Here is an 18212-nt window from a genome sequence, read left to right as displayed (position 1 = left end):
TCGCGGAATACCTCGAATCGGCTGGTTCAGCGAGGAGCGAAGAGGGCGTCGGGGAGGTCGACGTCGACCTCGTAGAGGTCGACGGTGAACCCGGCCGGCACCCCGACCGGGCCCACGGGCTCGCACGACACGACGACGCCGGTCGCTCGGTCGAGCCCGACCAGCCACTCCGGGTACTCGTCGGCGGCGCGCAGCGGCCCGGCGTCGGCACCGGCGTAGAGCCGCTCCGACTCCGCGCCCCACAGCAGCGGGCAGCACGAGTACCGCGGGTCGTAGCCCTCGACCCCGACCGCGAGCGCCCACCACGTCTCGCGCCCGGCCCGTGCGGTGGCCTGCAGGTCACGCAGCCGGGTCCCGGCGGACAGTTCGACCGGGTCGAGCATGGCGACCCACTCGTAGGAGCCCCAGAGGGGGTCGTCGTAGTCGACCTCGAGGCGACCGGGTCGGCGCCCGACGAGCCCGTCCGCGCGCCACCTCGGGGTGTGGTCCTGGGGCGGCGACGCGACCCACGGCTCCGGCTCGGTGCCGGCGCCGCGCAGGACCGCCTTGCCGTACGGCACGCCCGTGACGACGTGCCGTGCCCCGTCGACCTCTACGGCCAGCCGACCCGGGCGCGACAGCCACGCCTCCACGGGGGAGCGGAGCGGCCGGCGCACGGTGAGGTGCAGCGTCGTGAAGAGCCACGGCGACGAGTGCGCCAGGGCCCGGAACGCGTCCTCCGTCGGTGCCTGCACCCATCGAGTGTCGCCGCTGTCCGGGCGCCGCGTCCCCCGCTTTTCCGCGGAGTCGCGGGAGGGGGCGGAACGGCGGCGGCCGGATGTGACAATGGGTCATGCTCTTCGTGCTCGGGGTCCTCGTCGTCGTGGTGGGCGTGGCCCTGTCCATCGCCCTCCACGAGATCGGCCACCTCGTGCCGGCCAAGAAGTTCGGCGTCAAGGTGACCCAGTACATGGTCGGGTTCGGCCCGACCGTGTGGTCGCGCCGGCGCGGCGAGACCGAGTACGGCATCAAGGCCATCCCGCTCGGCGGCTACGTCCGGATGATCGGCATGCTGCCGCCGCGACCCGGCGACGCTCCCGGCCAGCTGCGCAGCAGCTCCACCGGTCGGTTCAGCCAGATGGTCGACCAGGCCCGCGCCGACTCGATGGAGGAGGTGCAGCCCGGCGACGAGGACCGCGTCTTCTACAAGCTGAGCCCCGGCAAGAAGATCGTCATCATGCTCGGCGGGCCGATGATGAACCTCCTCATCGCCTTCGTCCTCATCACCGGTGTCATCACGCTCTACGGCCTGCCGCAGGTGGCGGCCAAGGTCGGTGCAGTGGCCCAGTGCGTGCCCACCGCGGCCCCGACGGTCCAGAACCCGCAGCCGACCTGCGCCGCGGGCGACCCGAAGGCGCCGTCGGCCGCGGCCGGTCTGCAGCAGGGCGACCGCGTCCTGAGCATCGACGGCAAGGCCGTCAGCTCGTGGGACCAGATCTCGGCCACGATCCGCGACCACGCCGGCACGCCGACGGCATGGGTCGTGCAGCGCGGCGACCAGAAAGTCGCCCTCACGGTGACGCCGGCGCGGCTCCAGAGGGCCACCTACGGCTCCGACGGCAAGCCCGTCGTGCGTGACGGCAAGCTCGTGCTGGCCCCGATGGGCTACGCCGGCATCGTGCCGGGCCAGGACCTCGTGAAGACGCCGCTGCTCGAGGCGCCGGGGTACGTCTGGGACCGCGTCCTCGACACCGCCGGCATCATCGTGCAGATCCCGCAGAAGATGGCCGGCGTCGTGCAGGCGGCCTTCGGCTCGGGCGAGCGCGACCCGAACGGTCCCATCTCCGTGGTCGGCGTCGGCCGGCTCGGCGGCGAGGTCGCGGCCGTCGACATCCCCGACTCCGAGGGTGGCAACTGGGTCAAGCTCGCCCAGCTCGTCCTGCTCATCGCCTCGCTCAACCTCGCGCTCTTCGTCTTCAACCTCATCCCGCTGCTGCCGCTCGACGGCGGGCACGTGGCGGGCGCGCTGTGGGAGGCGGTCAAGAAGGGCGTCGCCCGAGTGCGCAACCGACCCGACCCCGGCTACGTCGACGTCGCCAAGGGCCTGCCGATCGCCTACGGCATGAGCCTCGTGCTCATCACGATGTCGGTGCTGCTCATCTACGCCGACATCGTCAAGCCGATCAGCTTCTTCGGCTGAGCACCCCGCCGAAGGGGAGCGGCCCGCGGAACCGAGCGGAGCCGCGACATAATGGGCCGCATGAGCGTCTCCCTCGGCATGCCGTCCGCGCCCCAGCCGGTCCTCGCGCCCCGGCGCAAGACCCGCCAGATCCAGGTCGGCAAGGTCGGGGTCGGCTCCGACTTCCCGATCTCCGTGCAGTCGATGACGACGACGCCGACCACCGACATCAACGCGACGCTCCAGCAGATCGCCGAGCTGACCGCGGCCGGCTGCGACATCGTCCGGGTCGCGTGCCCGAGCCAGGACGACGCCGACGCGCTGCCCGCGATCGCCCGCAAGAGCCAGATCCCGGTCATCGCCGACATCCACTTCCAGCCGAAGTACGTCTACGCCGCGATCGACGCCGGCTGCGCCGCGGTCCGCGTCAACCCGGGCAACATCCGCCAGTTCGACGACAAGGTCAAGGAGATCGCCAAGGCGGCCAAGGACGCCGGCGTCTCCATCCGCATCGGCGTCAACGCCGGCAGCCTCGACAAGCGGATCATGGACAAGTACGGCAAGGCGACGCCGGAGGCGCTCGTCGAGTCGGCCGTCTGGGAGGCGAGCCTCTTCGAGGAGCACGACTTCCACGACTTCAAGATCTCGGTCAAGCACAACGACCCCGTCATCATGGTCCGCGCCTACGAGCTGCTGGCCGAGCGCGGCGACTGGCCCCTGCACCTCGGGGTCACCGAGGCCGGCCCTGCCTTCCAGGGCACCATCAAGTCGGCCACCGCCTTCGGCGCCCTGCTGTCCCGGGGCATCGGCGACACGATCCGCGTCTCCCTCTCGGCCCCGCCGGTCGAGGAGGTCAAGGTCGGCAACCAGATCCTGCAGAGCCTGGGCCTCAAGCCGCGCAAGCTCGAGATCGTCTCGTGCCCGTCGTGCGGCCGCGCCCAGGTCGACGTCTACACGCTCGCCGACCAGGTCACCGCAGGTCTCGAGGGCATGACCGTGCCGCTGCGGGTGGCCGTCATGGGCTGTGTCGTCAACGGCCCCGGCGAGGCCCGGGAGGCCGACCTCGGCGTCGCGTCCGGCAACGGCAAGGGCCAGATCTTCGTCAAGGGCGAGGTCATCAAGACCGTGCCCGAGGCCCAGATCGTCGAGACGCTCATCGAGGAGGCCATGCGGATCGCCGAGGAGATGGGCGAGCCGATCGACGACGACGCCGCCGGCAGCCCCAGCGTCACCGTCGGCTGACCGTGCGCCCACCCGTCCCGGCGACGGGGCGTTTCGCCGTCGTGAGCGTGCTCGCGGGCGAGCTCGTCGCGCTGCACCCCGGCCGACGCGTCGCAGTCGCCGTGGACGGCGTCGACGGGGCCGGCAAGACGGTCCTGGCCGACCAGCTCGCCGAGGTCGTCGGCGCCGACCGGGACGTCGTGCGGGTGTCGGTGGACGGGTTCCACCGCCCCCGTGCCGAGCGCGTCGCGCGAGGTCGCGGCCCGGAGACGTTCTACGAGGACTCCTACGACTACGCCGCGTTCCGTCGCGTCGTGCTCGAGCCCTTCCGCGCCGGGCTGCCGGTGACCCCGGCCGTCAACGACGTGGAGCGCGACGAACGCGTCGACGCCGACCCGGTGCCGGTCGGCGTCGACACGTTGCTGCTCGTCGACGGGATCTTCCTCCAGCGTCCGGAGCTCGCCGACGCGTGGGACGCCGTCGTGTTCGTCGACGTGCCCTTCGCGGTGTCGGTGCCGCGCGGCAACGCCCGGTTCGGCGAGGGCCACGACCCCGACCCGGAGGCCGAGTCGAACCGCCGCTACGTCGGAGGCCAGCGGCTCTACCTCGAGCGGGCGCACCCCCGGGAGTCGGCGACGTGGGTCCTCGACAACACCGACCTCGACGCGCCGCTGCTGCACCGCAACCCGCGCTGACGCCTGGGGGTTGCCCGCGGTGGTCCCGCGCGGTGGTCCCGCGCGGTGGTCCCGCGGGGAGGTGTGGCGACAGGGTGCCCTCCGGCGGCGGGTGGCGGGCCCTGACGACACGCGGAGGTCACGATGGTGTCGCCGGGGCGAGCCGTAGGTGACAAGTCGCCCTCGTGCCGTCACTCTTGGGAGGTGCTCCGCCAACGCCTCCCCGTGCGGTCGCTGTCGACCGCCGACCGCGACACGGCCCTCGCGCTGTGCGCGCGCGACCGCGTGGCCAACGTCTTCGTCGCCGCCCGCATCCTCGAGGGCAGCATCGCCGCGTCGCCGGGGTCGCTCATCGGGCACGTCGAGGCGGGCGACCTCACCGGGCTCGCGTGGGTCAGCGCCAACGTCGTGCCCGTCGAGCTCGACGACGCCGGCGTCACGGCGGTCGCGGCGCGGATCATGCGGATGCGCCGGCAGTGCGCGTCGATCTTCGGTCCCACCGACCAGGTGATCGGCCTGTGGGACCGGCTCGGCCCGTCGTGGGGGCCCGTCCGAGCCGTCCGCACCCACCAGCCGCTCCTGTCCACGTCGACCCCGCCGTCGAGCCTCGGCGTCGACCTCGACGACCGGGTGCGCCCCGCGACGCTCGACGAGGTCGACCTCGTGCTCCCGGCGGCGGCGCACATGTTCACCGAGGAGATCGGCTACCCGCCCTACCACGGCTCCGACCGCGGCTACCGCGCCAGCATCGCGGCGCTGATCCGGCAGGGCCACACCTACGTGCGGATCCAGGACGGCGAGGTCGTCTTCAAGGCCGACATCGGCTCGCTCGCACTCGGGTGCGCCCAGGTCCAGGGCGTGTGGCTGCACCCCCGGCTGCGGGGACAGGGGCTCGCGGTCCCCGCGATGGCGTCGGTCGTCGAGCAGGTGCTGGCCGGGCCGGCGGACGAGGTCTCCCTCTACGTCAACGACTTCAATGTCGCGGCGCGGGCCACCTACGACCGGTGCGGCTTCCACGAGGTCGGCGCCTTCACCACCGTCCTGCTCTGACCCGCCGGCACCGGACGCCTAGGCTGCGTCCATGACGAAGCGCCCCAACCCTGCGTCCCGGCTCGGCCGCGACGGTGTCGCCCTCGCAGGCCTGTTCCTCACCTCGGGGGTCATGCACTTCGTGCGCCCGGAGCCGTTCGAGCGGATGGTGCCGAAGGCGCTGCCGAACCGTCGCGCCCTGGTGCTCGTGTCCGGTGCGGCCGAGATCGCCTGTGCCGTGGGGCTGTTCGTTCCCTCGACGCGTCGGGTGGCCGGGCTGGCCTCGGCCGCGCTGCTCGTCGGCGTCTTCCCCGCCAACGTCACGATGACCGCCCAGGCCAAGCGTCGCCTGGACCGGGCGCCGGAGGACCGGGCCCGTCAGGGCTACCTCGCCGCCACGGTCGCCCGGCTGCCCCTGCAGTGGCCGATGATCCGGGCCGGCCTGCGCGCCGCCGGTGTCATGCGCTGAGCAGGCCTCAGCCGAAAGCCATCGTCACAGCGTCGCCGACGCGCCGGTAGCCCATCGCCTGGTAGATCGCGTTCGACGTCGGGTTGGCGAGGTCGGTGAAGAGCATGCACGCCTCGCCGTCGTCGAGCCGCTCGTTGGACAGGGCGGCGACGACGGCGCTGGCGTAGCCGTGCCCGCGCAGGTCCGGGGGCGTCCACACCCCGGAGACGCGGGTCAGGCCGCCGCTCGCCGGGGAGGCGTAGGCCATCGAGACCGGCGCGTCGTCGTCGACCCAGAGGCCGACGCGGCCGTCGGCGACGTGGGCGTCGAGCGGGTTCGCGGCGCGCCGCCCGGGGCCCTCGATGGCATCGACGAAGTCCTGGTGCCAGGCATCGACGACCGGGAGGTCCGCGGTCGTGGCGCGACGGAACGCCCCGGGCACCGCGAACGGCACGACCGCCCGCTCGGGCAGCGCGAACCGTCCGACCTCCATCGTCGTGCGCACGGGAGCGCCGGTGCGACGACCCCACTCGTCGGCGAAGGCCTCGGTCGGTTCGCGCAGGCCGCTGACCCCTGGTAGCTCGTCGCCCTGGCCGGCGAGGGTTGCGGCGAGCGCCCGGGCCTCGGCCGGCGTCGCGAACGCGACGAGCAGGGGGTGCGGCGGCGTGTGCATGTAGGCGGCGACGACGTCGGTGCCGTCGTGCCCCGCCCACCAGCGGGCACCGGGGTAGCGCGTCGGGTCGTGCAGGATGCCTGCGGTGACGCTCGCGACGACGCTGAGCGCCTGCGGCTCGCGGTCGACGAGCCCGGCGAACCACGACCGGGCCTCGGCGGGGTCGGAGGTCACGTGGACGGTCAGCGGCGCGGTCATGCCCCAATCTCGCAGACGCCGCCGTGCGCCCGCCCGCGGTTTTCCGTCAGGCGGACCCGGCCGGCCGGCCGGTCGCCGTCAGCCGATCGGGGTGCCGACCGCGTCCACCCGGGCCACCAGCTCCCCGTGCGTCATGGCGAACCACGCGTCGGGGTGGGCCGCCCACGCGAGCCAGGCCGCCCGCATCGCCTCGAGGTCGGCGCGCGTCGCGAGTCCGCGCTCGAGGGCCTGCGCTGCGAAGGTCGAGTCGACGACGCGTCGGGCCCAGACGCCGCCCCACCAGGCGGACTGCTCGGGCGTGGCGTACGTCCACAGCGACGCCGTCGGCGTCACGTCGGCGAGCCCGGCGGCGTGCGCCCAGGCGAGCAGGTGCCGCCCGGCGTCGGGCTCGGCGTGGTTGAGCCGGGCCAGCCGCCGGTAGGTGTCGAGCCAGCGCGTCATCCCCTCGGACGCCGGGTGCCACACCATCGAGGCGTAGTCGACGTCGCGCACCGCGACGACGCCGCCCGGACGCGTCACACGCGCCATCTCCTGCAGGGCGCCGACGGGGTCGGTGAGGTGCTGGAGCACCTGGTGCGCGTGCGTGACGTCGAAGGTGTCGTCGGCGTGGGGGAGCGCGGCGACGTCGGCGAGCTCGAACCGGGTGCGCTCGTCGCCCCGGGCTGCGGCGTGCCGGCGGGCCTCGACGAGCGGCCCCTCGACGTTCTCGAGGCCGACGACGACACCCGGCGCGACGGCCTCGGCGAGGTCGAGGGTGATGGTGCCCGGGCCGCACCCGATGTCGAGCACAGACAGGCCCGGGCGCAGGTGCGGGAGCAGGTAGGCCGCGGAGTCGGCCGCGGTGCGCGCGCCGTGCGAGGCGAGGACGCTCGCGTGGTGCCCGTGCAGGTAGACGTCGCCCATGCCGGGACGCTACGCCGCCGCACCGGGCACGGGCAGCGACGTCTCACGCGGCCCGGGGCGAAACGCGGTCGGAGCGCCCTGCGGTCGACCGATATCCTTCCGGGGTTCACCCGCGCTCACCCGAGCGACGCACCCGAAGGAGTCCCGGTGGCCCTGCACATGTCGTCCCTGTTCCTGCGAACCCTTCGCGAGGACCCGGCGGACGCAGAGGTCCCGAGCCACAAGCTGCTCGTGCGCGCCGGCTACGTCCGCCGCGTCAGCCCGGGCGTCTACACCTGGCTGCCCCTCGGCCTGCGCGTGCTGCGCAACGTCGAGCGCATCGTCCGCGAGGAGATGGACGCCATCGGCGCCCAGGAGCTGCTCTTCCCGGCGCTGCTGCCGCGGGAGCCCTTCGAGGCCACCGGCCGCTGGACCGAGTACGGCGACAACATCTTCCGCCTGCAGGACCGCAAGGGCGCCGACCACCTGCTCGGCCCCACGCACGAGGAGATGTTCACCCTCACGGTCAAGGACCTCTTCAGCTCGTACAAGGACCTGCCCCTGTCGATCTACCAGATCCAGACGAAGTACCGCGACGAGGCACGGCCGCGCGCCGGCGTGCTCCGCGGCCGCGAGTTCGTCATGAAGGACTCCTACTCCTTCGACGTCGACGCGGCCGGGCTCGACAAGAGCTACCAGCTGCACCGCGAGGCCTACGTCCGGATCTTCGACCGGCTCGGCTTCCACTACGTCATCGTCGAGGCGATGGCCGGCGCCATGGGCGGTAGCAAGAGCGAGGAGTTCCTCGCCACCGCCGAGGTCGGCGAGGACACCTACGTCCACTGCACGAGCTGCGGCTACGCCGCCAACGTCGAGGCCGTCCGGGTGCCCGCGCCCGACGCCGTCGGCTGGGAGGGCGTGCCCGCGGCGCACGCCGAGGACACCCCCGACACCCCCACCATCGAGACGCTCGTGGCCCACCTCAACGAGCGCTTCCCCCGCGAGGACCGCGCGTGGGCGGCCGGCGACACGCTGAAGAACGTCGTCGTCATGCTCGTGCACCCCGACGGCACCCGCGAGCCGCTCGCCATCGGCGTGCCCGGCGACCGCGAGGTCGACGAGAAGCGGCTCGGCGCCCAGGTCGAGCCGGCCGAGGTCGAGGCGTTCACCGAGGCCGACTTCGCCGCCAACCCTGCGCTCGTCAAGGGCTACATCGGCCCCGGCGCGCTCGGCACCGAGGGCAGCACCGGCATCAGGTACCTGCTCGACCCGCGCATCGCCGAGGGCACCCGCTGGGTCACCGGCGCCAACGTCGCCGGGCAGCACGTCATCGACCTCGTCGCCGGCCGTGACTTCACCGCCGACGGCACCATCGAGGCCGCTGAGGTGCGCTTCGGCGACCCCTGCCCCACCTGCGACCACGTCCTCGAGGGGGCGCGCGGCATCGAGATGGGCCACGTCTTCCAGCTCGGCACGAAGTACGCCGAGGCCCTCGACCTCAAGGTGCTCGACCAGAACGGCAAGCTCGTCACCGTCGTCATGGGTTCCTACGGCGTCGGGGTCTCGCGAGCCGTGGCCTGCGTCGTCGAGGGCAACCACGACGAGGCCGGCATCATCTGGCCGCGCGAGCTGTCGCCGGTCGACGTCCACGTCGTCGTGGCCGGCAAGGACGACGCGATGTTCGTCAAGGCCGAGGAGATCGCGCGCGAGCTCGAGACGCAGGGCCTGTCGGTCCTCGTCGACGACCGCAAGGGCGTCAGCCCCGGCGTGAAGTTCAAGGACTCCGAGCTCGTCGGCGTGCCGACGATCGTCGTCGTCGGGCGTGGCCTCGCCGACGGCGTCGTCGAGGTCAAGGACCGACGCTCGGGCGAGCGCCGCGAGGTGGCCGTCGACGAGGTCGTGCCGGTCGTCACCGCCGAGGTCACCGCCGAGGTCGAGCGCTCGTGACGGCGGGCGAGCATCCGGACCGCGTTGCCGGGGCGGTCGGTCCCGTCCGGCCCGTCCGGCCCGTCCGGCCCGTCCGGCCTGCCCGGCCCGTGCGCGGCGTCATCTTCGACTGGGGCGGCACCCTCACCCCCTGGCACACGGTCGACATGCGTGCGCAGTGGAACGTCTTCGCCGACGGCATGGGCCACGTGGCGTGCGCTCGCGACGAACTCGCGTCGGCCATCCTCGCCGCCGAGGACGCCGCGTGGCGCCACGGACGCACCCACGGCGGCAGCGCGCGCCTCGCGGACATCCTCGAGTCGGTCGGCCTGACCTCGGGCCACCCGGCCTTCGAGGCGGGCCTGGCGGCCTACCGGGACTTCTGGGAACCGCACACCCTGACGCACCCGGATGTCGAAGCGCTGTGGACGAGCCTGCGCGACAAGGGAATCCGCGTCGGTGTCCTGTCGAACACCATCTGGGAGCGCGAGTACCACCGGTCGATCTTCGAACGCGACGGCGTGCTGCACCTCATCGATGCCGACGTCTACTCGAGTGAGACGCCGTGGGTGAAGCCCCGGACCGAGATCTTCGTGCACGCCGCCGAGGCGCTCGGGGTCGACCCGGGGGAGTGCGCCTACGTCGGGGACCGCTCCTACGAGGACGTGCACGGTCCGCAGCAGGCCGGCATGCGGGCCATCTGGATCCCGCACTCGCAGATCCCCGTCGACCAGCAGGTCTCCCACGAGGCGACGCCCGACGCGGTGGCCCACGAGCTGCTCGACGTCGCCGCCATCGTGGCCGCCTGGAACGAGGCCGCCGACGGCGAGACCGCTCCGTGAGCGACCCGACCCTGACGACGCTGGCCCTGCTCGGCGTCGCCGCCTTCGCCGCGGGCTGGATCGACGCCGTCGTCGGCGGCGGCGGGCTCGTCCAGCTGCCGGCGCTGCTCGTGCTGCTCCCCGGGGCGAGCCCGGCCCAGTTGCTCGCGACGAACAAGTTCGGCTCGATCTTCGGCACGGCCACGAGCTCGGTGACCTACTACCGACGCGTCCGGCCCGACCTGCGCACCGCGCTGCCGATGGCGGCCGTCGCGTACGTCGGCGCGATCCTCGGGGCCGTCATCGGCCTGCACATCCCGAAGTCGGCGTTCAACCCGATCATCCTCGTGCTGCTCGTCGCCGTCGGGGCCTACACGCTCCTCAAGCCGGACCTCGGCCGGGAGTCGCTGCGCCGGTTCCACGGCGCCCGGCACGTCGTGCTCGCGATGCTGACGGGTTTCGTCATCGGCGTCTACGACGGCGCGCTGGGCCCCGGCACGGGGTCCTTCCTCGTCTTCACCCTCGTCGGGCTGCTCGGCTACGCCTTCCTCGAGGCCAGCGCCAAGGCGAAGATCACCAACTTCGCGACGAACCTCGGCGCCCTCACGGTGTTCGCGCCGATGGGGCTCGTGCTGCTCAAGGTCGGCGTCGTCATCGCCGCGGCCAACCTCCTCGGCGGGTACGTCGGCGCCCGCACGGCCGTCGCGCGCGGGAGCGGGTTCGTCCGTGCCGTCTTCGTCCTCATCGTCTCGGCGTTCATCGTCAAGATCGGCGGGAGCCTCCTCGGCCTCTGGCCCTGACGTCCGACCCGGACGGGGCTCTGGCAGGTGACCGGTTCGTGCTCACACTCACGTCCTGCGTGTCCCACAGGTGACTCACAGCGCGGCTCGTGAATGTTCAACCATGAGCGCAGTCGTCACCTCCGAGGGCCGACCGGTGAGTCCCCCCATGCCCGACACCAGGACGCCCGGGCGTCTGCCCGGTCGCCTCGCCACGGGACCCGTCCCGCTGTGGTGGCGCGACGCGTCGGGCGCCGTCGCGTGGGCCCTCGTCCTCTTCGTCGTGGCCCTGTGGGTCGCCGGCGGCGGGCTCACGGCCTTCGGGACGCTCGGCGACGCGCTGACGACGGTCGGACGGCTGTTCGGTCTCGTCGCGTCGGTGCTCATCCTCCTGCAAGTGCTGCTCATGGCGCGCATCCCGATCGTCGAGCAGGCCTGGGGCCAGGACGAGCTCGCGCGGGTGCACCGACTCGTGGGGTTCACCTCGTTCAACCTCATGCTCGCCCACATCGTGCTGACGATCCTCGGCTACGACCAGGGCACCAACCTCGGCGTCATCGGCACGTTCCTCGACGAGGTGCTCCACTCGCCGGGCATGCTGCTCGCCCTCGCCGGGGCCCTCGCGCTCGTCATGGTCGTCGTCACCTCGGTCCGCGCTGCCCGTCGGCGGCTGCGGTACGAGTCGTGGCACCTGCTGCACCTCTACGCCTACCTCGGCGCCGGCCTCGCCCTGCCGCACCAGCTGTGGACCGGGCAGGACTTCAAGGCCAGCACCGTGGCGACGGTCTTCTGGTGGGGCCTCTACGCAGCCTCGCTCGCCGCGGTCCTCGTCTACCGGGTCGGCCTGCCGGTGCTGCGGTCGCGGCGACACCGCCTCGTCGTCACCGACATCGTCACCGAGTCGCCGACCGTCACGTCGGTGACCGTGAGCGGACGCGACCTGCACCGGCTGCCCGTCCGGGCCGGCCAGTTCTTCCAGTGGCGCTTCCTCGACGGTCCCGGCTGGACGCGGGCCAACCCCTACAGCCTCTCGGCGGCACCCGACGGCCGGAGCCTGCGCATCACGGCCGCCGCGGTCGGTGACGGCAGCAGCCGCCTCGCGGCCCTGCGGCCCGGCACCAAGGTGCTCCTCGAGGGCCCGTACGGTCGCCTGCACTCGGGCGTGGCCACCCGCGACAAGGCCGTGCTCATCGGCGCCGGCATCGGCATCACCCCGCTGCGCGCCCTCCTCGAGGACCTGCCGGCCGGTCCGGACGCCACCGTCGTCATCTACCGGGTCAGCCGCGAGTCCGAGATCGTGCTGGCCGACGAGCTGCTCGACCTCGCCCGAGCCAAGGGCGCCCGGATCGTCGCCGTCATCGGTCCCCGGGCCACGAGCCGCGACAGCTGGCTCCCGCAGGACGCGGCCCACCTGACCGACGCCGAGGCGCTGCTGCGCATCGTCCCCGACGTCGCCTACCGAGACGTCTACGTCTGCGGCGCCCCCGCCTGGATGGACCTCGTCATCGAGGCCGCCCGTGCCGCCGGCGTCGCCCCCGACGCCGTCCACCACGAGCGGTTCAGCTACTGACCGACGCGCCCCGGCGCCGCACCTTCGCACCCGACGACCCTGCACGAACCCTTACGAGCCCCCGAAACGAGACCCACCATGCGACGCATCGTCATCTGGGCCATGAGCACCCTGACCGTCCTCGTCCTGCTCTTCAGCTACGGCACCTCGCGCACCTCGACGGCCGTGGCGACCTCCGAGACCCGCCAGGTCACCTCGACCACGAAGCAGCAGACGACGACGTCCGGTGGCGCCTCGGGCGGGTCGGACGGCTCGAGCTCCAGCGACTCGACCGGTTCGTCCTCGAGCGCGTCGGGGTCCACCGACTCGTCCTCGAGCGCGTCGGGGTCCACCGACTCGTCCTCGAGCGCGTCGGGCTCCTCGGGATCGTCCGGATCGGGCTCGTCGAGCTCGTCCGGATCGGGCTCGGCCTCGAGCGCCGCGAAGACCTACGACGGCGACGCCTTCGGCACGCGCTACGGCGACGTGCAGGTCCAGATCACCGTCCAGAGCGGCAAGATCACCGACGTCAACATCCTGCAGGTGCCGTGGAACGACCGCCACGACCAGATGATCAACTCCCAGGCCGTGCCGGTCTACAACAGCGAGGCCGTGCAGGCCCAGTCGGCGAACATCGACGTCGTGTCCGGCGCCACCGTGACGTGGGAGGGCTACACGCAGTCGCTCCAGTCGGCCATCGACAAGGCGAACCTCTGACCGCCGTAGGGCGGCCGGGACACGACACGAGGAGGACGATGTGAACGTGGATGCGAAGCCGCGGACGACGCCGGCCCGCCGTGCCTGGGTCGAGCAGGTCATGGGGATGCCGGTGAGCATCCACCTGCGCGGCCACGACCTCGACGGACCGGCGGCCGAGGCCGCGGTGGCCGGGGCGTTTGCCCTGCTCCGCGAGATGGACGCGACGTTCTCGACCTACCGCGACGACTCCGACCTCATGCGCCTGCGCCGCGAGGAGATCGAGCTGTCCGAGGCGAGCCCGCGCGTCGCGGAGGCGCTCTCGATCGGGGAGGAGGCCGAGCGCGTCACCGGCGGCGCGTTCACGACGCTGCTGCCGACGCCCGACGGCGACCTCGCGTTCGACCCGACCGGCCTCGTCAAGGGCTGGGCCGTCGACCTCGCGGCCGAGCACCTCGCCGGCCTGCCGGGGACGTCCTACTGCGTCAACGCCGGCGGCGACCTGCTCATCGGCGCACACCCCGACCTGCCCCTCGAGGGCCCGGACGCCATCACCTGGCGCGTCGGCATCGAGGACCCCCTCGACCGCACCCGGATCGCGAGCACCGTCAGCCTGGCGCACGGTGCCGTCGCGACCTCCGGCACGGCCGCCCGGGGCGCCCACCTCTACGACCCGGCGACGGGCGAGCACGTCGGGAGGCAGGGGTCGGTGACGGTCGTCGGGCCGCGCCTCGTGTGGGCCGACATCTGGGCCACGGCGCTGTTCGTCGGGGGAGCGGCGGCCCGTGAGCGCTTCGCGTCGAGCGCGCGCGACTACCTGTCCACCGAGCTGTGACACACGGCGGCAGACGCCGCGCCGCCCGTCGGTGGCGGTGTCCGATTCGTGGCATTCGCCCTGCTTCGTAACTGAATAGCCCTGTGCCGCAAGGCCGTTCGTCCGAAATGCCGGGCGGACGGCCTTGCGGCTTTCTTGTGCAAAGCCTGCGTTCAACAGCCCGCCGTCTTGTGGTTGCCCCGACACAGTGGTCACTGCCAGAACGCAACGAGACGAAGCCGGCGGGCCACACGGCCCACTGACCTCGGCGCGCCGGGCCGGGTGGGGACCCCGCCCGGTGCGCCGCGGCCCCGTCGTCGGGGAGGGACGACGGAGCCACCCGGGTGGCCGGGTCGGGTGGGGACCCGACCCGGCCACCCCGCCCCCGGGAGACGGGGAACCCGGGCACCGGCACCATCGCGAACAGACAGGAGGACCGCCGTGAGCAGCACGACCAGCCTGGCCCGCGACGCGTGGCCGCTGCGCGGGGCCGGCACGCGCCGCGCCACCGACGGCACACCCTCGCTGCAGGCGGCGGCCCGGGGCTCGAGACAGACGTGGGTGGCCTGGGGCGTCCTGGGCCTCGCCGTCCTGGCCGACCCTCCGCGCCACTGGACCGACGCCACCACCAGGAAGGAGCAGGCCGATGTGTGAGACGCCGCTGCACGTGGCAGCCGACCTCGAGCCGGTCTTCGAGCCCGGCACCCTCTTCGCCCTCGGCGAGGAGCTGGAGAGCCAGCAGGTTGCCACGTCGGTCGCCCGCACGTACCTGCGCCTGCTCGCCGAGCGCGTCGGACGCGTCGAGGCGGCGATGACGACCGGCGACGTCGAGGGTGCCCTCGAGGTCCTGCTGAGCCTGCGGGTCACGTCGGGGACGGTGGGCGCCCGGCGCCTCGCCGCCCGCACGACCCTCGTCATCGACGCCCTCGAGCGGGGCGACACCGAGCACACGTGGGAGTGCCTCGGAGATCTCGCGCGCGACACCGCGGAGACGGAGTCAGCCCTCCGGCTGCACCTGTCCGGGTCGGAGCGCGGCTAGACCGCGGCGGACCGGGACCGGCTGGGTGGGCCGGGCCGGTCGGGTGAGCGCCGTGGGGTGGGAGCCGGACGTCTACTGGGCGTCCGGCTCCTCCATGCGGTAGCCGACGCCGCGCACCGTGCGGATGAGCGGACGGGTGCCGGCGGGGGCCGCACGGGTCAGCTTGCGGCGCAGGTTTCCGACGTGCACCTCGACGAGGTGCTCCTCGGAGGACCAGCCGGCGCCCCAGAGCGTGTCGAGCAGGACGGCCCGGGACCACACCCGCCGCGGCGCGGCGAGCATCGTCGTGAGCAGGTCGAACTCGGTGCGGGTGAGCTCGACCTCGGTGTCGTGGACCGTGACGGTGCGGCTCTCGGTGTCGACCGCCAGCAGCCCGTGGCGGACCACCGGGTCGGGGTCGCCGGAGCGCGGCCCGCGACCGGTGTGCGTCGCGTGGACGTCGTGGCCGTTGGTGTCGGCGGTCCCCGAGCCCGCCACGACGTGCGTGCCGTTGGCGCCGTTGGGGACGACGACCGGGATCGGGCCGGTGGCGCCCGCGGTGGGGTCCCACGACGTGCGCGGCCGGCGCAGCAGGGCGTTGACCCGCACCTGCAGCTCGCGCGGGCTGAACGGCTTGGTCAGGTAGTCGTCGGCACCGGTCTCGAGGCCCATGAGGCGGTCGATCTCCTCGGTGCGGGCGCTGATCATGATGATGTAGGCCTGGCTCGTCTCACGGACCCGGCGGCACACCTCGATGCCGTCGAGGTCGGGCAGGCCGAGGTCGAGGGTGACGAGGTCGGGGTCGGTCGAGGTGACGAGGTCGATGGCCTCGCGACCGTTGCTCGCGACGGCGACGGCAAAGCCCTGCATGCCGAGGCTGTGCGTGATGAGCTGCCGGATGTCGTCGTCGTCCTCGACGACGACTGCCCTGCGCTCGGTGCCCGTCATGCGTGGATTGTGACAGATGTGGCGGATGGAGCACGTGCGAACCGGCACAAGTGGACGCCCGGATCTTGCGGGTTTCTTGCACCTGGGGCTCCGGCTGCGTTGCGGTCGGGCACCCAGACTGGAGGCCGGGCCGTCCGAGCAGCCCCGGGAAACCCCTGACTCCCGTGGGACTCGGACGGCCCTTCGGCTCGTGGCTCCCGGTGGCCCGGGAGAGGGTGGGCCCCGGAGCGCGCAACCGGCGTTCCGGCGCCCGCCCGCGCAGGCCCGCACAGGCCCGCACAGGCCCTCACAGGGCGGCGAGCCGCTCGGCGAGTCCCTCCGCGTCGGTGACGGGCAGGTCGCAGACCATGCCGCGGCACACGTAGGCCGTCGGCCGGCCCGCCGACAGCGGCCGGTCCGCGAGCAGCGGCACGCCGGGGCTGTCGGGTGGGCCCGCGACGACGACGGCGCCCGGGCGGGCGCTGCGCCGCGCGGCGGAGAGCAGGGCGGACGCGTCCGGCCCGGTGCCGACGACCGCCACCTGCACCGGCCCGTCGAGCAGCGCCTCGGCCACCGCGAGGGTCCACCCGCCGAAGCGCGGCTCGCGCGCGGCCAGCCCGAGGCCGGCGGCCACGGCGGCGCGGCCGACCGCCAGCGCGTCGGTGTCGCCGGTCAGGGCGCCGAGGGACACGAAGGCGCCGGCCAGGGCCGACTGGCCCGACGGCTCGGCGTTGTCGGCGGCGCTGCGCGGGCGCAGGTAGAGCGCCTCGGCGTCGGCCGCGGTGTCGTGGAAGCCGCCGTCGTCGGCGCCGAAGGCCGGTGCGCCGTCGAGGACGGAGCGGGCGTGCGCCAGCCACGACGCGTCGCCGGTGGCCCGGTGCAGGGCGAGCAGACCCTCGGCCAGGTTGCCGAGGTCGTCCGCGACGGCCCGCGCGTCCCCGGGCCGGCCGTCGCGCGAGGCCCGCAGCAGGACGCCGTCGCGCACGTGGACCTCGAGGACGTGCCGGGCGCAGCGGGCCGCCGCGTCGACCCATCCCGGCTCGTCGAGGAGCGCGCCCGCGTCGGCGAGGGCGGCCACGGCGAGCCCGTTCCACGAGGTGACGACCTTGTCGTCCCTGGCCGGCTGCGGCCGCCGGTCGCGAGCGTCGAGCAGGCGCGAGCGCACGCCCTCGAACCACGCCCGGTCGTCGGGGTCCCGCGGCAGCTGGAGGGTGGAGGCGCCGTGCTCGAAGGTGCCGGCCGCCGTGACGACGAACAGCTCCGCGGCGGGGTCGGCGTCATCGCCCAGCACCTCGCGCAGCTGGGCCGGCGTCCACGCGTACGTCAGCCCCTCCACGCCGTCGGCGTCCGCGTCGAGCGACGAGGCGAACCCGCCCTCGGGCGTGAGCAGGTCACGCAGGAGGAACGCCGCCGTCTCCCGGACGACGCGTTCGGCGTGGTCGCCCCCGCCCAGCCGCCACCACGAGGTGTAGGCCCGCAGCAGCAGGGCGTTGTCGTACAGCATCTTCTCGAAGTGCGGCACGACCCAGTCGGCGTCGACGGCATAGCGGGCGAAGCCGCCGCCGAGCTGGTCGTAGAGGCCGCCGCGGGCCATCCGGTCGAGGGTCCGCGAGGCGAGCTCGAGCGCGGTCGGGTCGCCGGTCCGGGCGTGGTGGCGCAGGAGGAACTCGAGCACCATGGACGGCGGGAACTTCGGCGCGCCCCCGAAGCCGGCCGAGCGCGGGTCGAACTGGCGCGCCAGCAGGGCGACGGCGTCCTCGAGCAGGCCGGCGGCCGGCTCGATGGGGTCGGGGGAGCGCAGGCCCTCGCGGAGGGCGCCGGCGATGTGGGTGCCCGACGCGCGCACCTCGTCCTCGCGGGTGCGCCACGCCTCGTCGAGGGCGGCGAGGACGCGTAGGAAGTGGTCGCGCGGGAAGTACGTTCCGGCGAAGAACGGCTGGCCCTCCGGCGTCAGGAACACCGTCATCGGCCAGCCGCCCTGGCCGGTCGTCGCCGTCACCGCGGACATGTAGACCGCGTCGATGTCGGGCCGTTCCTCCCGGTCGACCTTGACCGGCACGAATCGCGCGTTGAGGGCCTCCGCGACGGCGTCGTCCTCGAAGGACTCGTGGGCCATGACGTGGCACCAGTGGCAGGCCGCGTACCCGACCGACAGGAGCACCGGCACGTTGCGCTCCCTGGCCTCCGCGAAGGCCTCCGAGCCCCACTCCTGCCAGTCCACCGGGTTGTCGCGGTGCTGCAGCAGGTAGGGGCTCGTGGCGTCTGCGAGGCGGTTCGGCATCCACCCACTGTCCAACACCCCGGGCATTCGGCACCACGCAGGCCCGCCGGGCCCTATCGTCGAGGCGGGACGTCGTCGAGGGGGCGGCGTCCGTCGGTCCGGCGGAGGACGGGGGTCC

18 protein-coding genes are annotated in these 18212 nt (G+C 73.5%); 13 read left to right on the top strand and 5 right to left on the bottom strand.

The features are described 5' to 3' along the window. Positions 1-26 precede the first annotated feature (26 nt). Positions 27-734, bottom strand: coding sequence for a hypothetical protein (locus BIV28_RS15155; protein ID WP_076263200.1), 708 nt, complete (start codon positions 732-734; stop codon positions 27-29). Between the two features lie 98 nt (positions 735-832). Between BIV28_RS15155 and BIV28_RS15150 the strand changes: the two genes are divergently transcribed. The 5 genes from BIV28_RS15150 to BIV28_RS15130 all read left to right on the top strand — a co-directional run bounded on the left by BIV28_RS15150 (position 833) and on the right by BIV28_RS15130 (position 5551). Continuing rightward, entirely contained in the window at positions 833-2179 is a 1347-nt protein-coding gene (locus tag BIV28_RS15150) for a M50 family metallopeptidase (protein ID WP_076263198.1), read from the top strand. A 60-nt stretch (positions 2180-2239) separates the two neighbouring features. Further along, a complete protein-coding gene (gene ispG / locus BIV28_RS15145; protein ID WP_076263221.1) occupies positions 2240-3400 on the top strand; it encodes a flavodoxin-dependent (E)-4-hydroxy-3-methylbut-2-enyl-diphosphate synthase in 1161 nt (386 codons plus the stop codon). Between the two features lie 41 nt (positions 3401-3441). After that, complete coding sequence (locus tag BIV28_RS15140; RefSeq protein ID WP_242653071.1) at positions 3442-4074, top strand: nucleoside/nucleotide kinase family protein; 633 nt, start codon at positions 3442-3444, stop codon at positions 4072-4074. Positions 4075-4257: 183 nt separating this feature from the next. Next, on the top strand, positions 4258-5103 hold the full coding sequence (locus tag BIV28_RS15135) for a GNAT family N-acetyltransferase (protein WP_076263195.1): 846 nt from the start codon (positions 4258-4260) through the stop codon (positions 5101-5103). 31 nt (positions 5104-5134) lie between these two features. Continuing rightward, entirely contained in the window at positions 5135-5551 is a 417-nt protein-coding gene (locus BIV28_RS15130) for a DoxX family protein (protein WP_076263193.1), read from the top strand. Between the two features lie 7 nt (positions 5552-5558). Here BIV28_RS15130 and BIV28_RS15125 read toward each other — a convergent pair whose 3' ends face one another. Beyond that, complete coding sequence (locus tag BIV28_RS15125) at positions 5559-6401, bottom strand: GNAT family N-acetyltransferase (protein WP_076263191.1); 843 nt, start codon at positions 6399-6401, stop codon at positions 5559-5561. Between the two features lie 78 nt (positions 6402-6479). Next, positions 6480-7304 (bottom strand): methyltransferase domain-containing protein, encoded by an 825-nt coding sequence (locus BIV28_RS15120; RefSeq protein WP_076263189.1) that lies wholly within the window; start codon positions 7302-7304, stop codon positions 6480-6482. 147 nt (positions 7305-7451) lie between these two features. Between BIV28_RS15120 and BIV28_RS15115 the strand changes: the two genes are divergently transcribed. From BIV28_RS15115 to BIV28_RS15080, 8 genes are all read left to right on the top strand, one after another. Continuing rightward, positions 7452-9230: a proline--tRNA ligase gene (locus BIV28_RS15115; RefSeq protein WP_076263187.1), complete on the top strand. Its 1779-nt coding sequence runs from the start codon at positions 7452-7454 to the stop codon at positions 9228-9230. Positions 9231-9319: 89 nt separating this feature from the next. Further along, the gene (locus tag BIV28_RS15110; protein ID WP_076263219.1) at positions 9320-10051 is read left to right on the top strand and encodes an HAD family hydrolase; all 732 of its coding nucleotides are present in this window, start codon (positions 9320-9322) and stop codon (positions 10049-10051) included. After that, positions 10048-10830 carry a TSUP family transporter gene (locus BIV28_RS15105; RefSeq protein WP_076263185.1) on the top strand — a complete coding sequence of 261 codons (783 nt, stop codon included), beginning with the start codon at positions 10048-10050 and terminating at the stop codon, positions 10828-10830. The genes BIV28_RS15110 and BIV28_RS15105 overlap by 4 nt, the downstream gene beginning before the upstream one ends. A 148-nt stretch (positions 10831-10978) precedes the next feature. Beyond that, entirely contained in the window at positions 10979-12379 is a 1401-nt protein-coding gene (locus BIV28_RS15100; RefSeq protein WP_207556015.1) for a ferredoxin reductase family protein, read from the top strand. A 78-nt stretch (positions 12380-12457) separates the two neighbouring features. Then, complete coding sequence (locus BIV28_RS15095) at positions 12458-13075, top strand: FMN-binding protein (RefSeq protein WP_076263181.1); 618 nt, start codon at positions 12458-12460, stop codon at positions 13073-13075. 46 nt (positions 13076-13121) lie between these two features. Further along, entirely contained in the window at positions 13122-13889 is a 768-nt protein-coding gene (locus BIV28_RS15090) for an FAD:protein FMN transferase (RefSeq protein ID WP_242653070.1), read from the top strand. A gap of 420 nt (positions 13890-14309) precedes the next feature. Next, positions 14310-14522 carry a hypothetical protein gene (locus BIV28_RS15085; RefSeq protein WP_076263178.1) on the top strand — a complete coding sequence of 71 codons (213 nt, stop codon included), beginning with the start codon at positions 14310-14312 and terminating at the stop codon, positions 14520-14522. Next, a complete protein-coding gene (locus tag BIV28_RS15080) occupies positions 14515-14907 on the top strand; it encodes a hypothetical protein (RefSeq protein ID WP_076263176.1) in 393 nt (130 codons plus the stop codon). The genes BIV28_RS15085 and BIV28_RS15080 overlap by 8 nt, the downstream gene beginning before the upstream one ends. A 72-nt stretch (positions 14908-14979) precedes the next feature. On the opposite strand, the gene BIV28_RS15075 is transcribed toward BIV28_RS15080, so the two are convergent. Together BIV28_RS15075 and BIV28_RS15070 are read right to left on the bottom strand one after the other, a co-directional pair. Beyond that, positions 14980-15834, bottom strand: a complete 855-nt coding sequence (locus tag BIV28_RS15075; protein WP_076263175.1) for a response regulator transcription factor — start codon at positions 15832-15834, stop codon at positions 14980-14982. Between the two features lie 286 nt (positions 15835-16120). Continuing rightward, the gene (locus BIV28_RS15070) at positions 16121-18094 is read right to left on the bottom strand and encodes a thioredoxin domain-containing protein (RefSeq protein ID WP_076263173.1); all 1974 of its coding nucleotides are present in this window, start codon (positions 18092-18094) and stop codon (positions 16121-16123) included. Between the last annotated feature and the right edge of the window lie 118 nt (positions 18095-18212).

The organism is Intrasporangium flavum (genome assembly GCF_001956915.1).
Classification (GTDB): Bacteria; Actinomycetota; Actinomycetes; order Actinomycetales; family Dermatophilaceae; genus Monashia; species Monashia flava.
The sequence above is the reverse complement of the archived record's forward strand: the minus strand, read 5'-3'. Positions and strand labels throughout refer to the sequence as shown.

What these genes read in the sequence shown, in the direction of transcription:
- BIV28_RS15100 (WP_207556015.1), top strand. Translation starts at nt 10,979, where the DNA reads ATGCCCGACACCAGGACGCCCGGGCGTCTGCCCGGTCGCCTCGCCACG.
- BIV28_RS15120 (WP_076263189.1), bottom strand. Translation starts at nt 7,304, where the DNA reads ATGGGCGACGTCTACCTGCACGGGCACCACGCGAGCGTCCTCGCCTCG.
- BIV28_RS15150 (WP_076263198.1), top strand. Translation starts at nt 833, where the DNA reads ATGCTCTTCGTGCTCGGGGTCCTCGTCGTCGTGGTGGGCGTGGCCCTG.
- BIV28_RS15080 (WP_076263176.1), top strand. Translation starts at nt 14,515, where the DNA reads ATGTGTGAGACGCCGCTGCACGTGGCAGCCGACCTCGAGCCGGTCTTC.
- BIV28_RS15125 (WP_076263191.1), bottom strand. Translation starts at nt 6,401, where the DNA reads ATGACCGCGCCGCTGACCGTCCACGTGACCTCCGACCCCGCCGAGGCC.
- BIV28_RS15070 (WP_076263173.1), bottom strand. Translation starts at nt 18,094, where the DNA reads ATGCCGAACCGCCTCGCAGACGCCACGAGCCCCTACCTGCTGCAGCAC.
- BIV28_RS15130 (WP_076263193.1), top strand. Translation starts at nt 5,135, where the DNA reads ATGACGAAGCGCCCCAACCCTGCGTCCCGGCTCGGCCGCGACGGTGTC.
- BIV28_RS15075 (WP_076263175.1), bottom strand. Translation starts at nt 15,834, where the DNA reads ATGACGGGCACCGAGCGCAGGGCAGTCGTCGTCGAGGACGACGACGAC.
- ispG (WP_076263221.1), top strand. Translation starts at nt 2,240, where the DNA reads ATGAGCGTCTCCCTCGGCATGCCGTCCGCGCCCCAGCCGGTCCTCGCG.
- BIV28_RS15095 (WP_076263181.1), top strand. Translation starts at nt 12,458, where the DNA reads ATGCGACGCATCGTCATCTGGGCCATGAGCACCCTGACCGTCCTCGTC.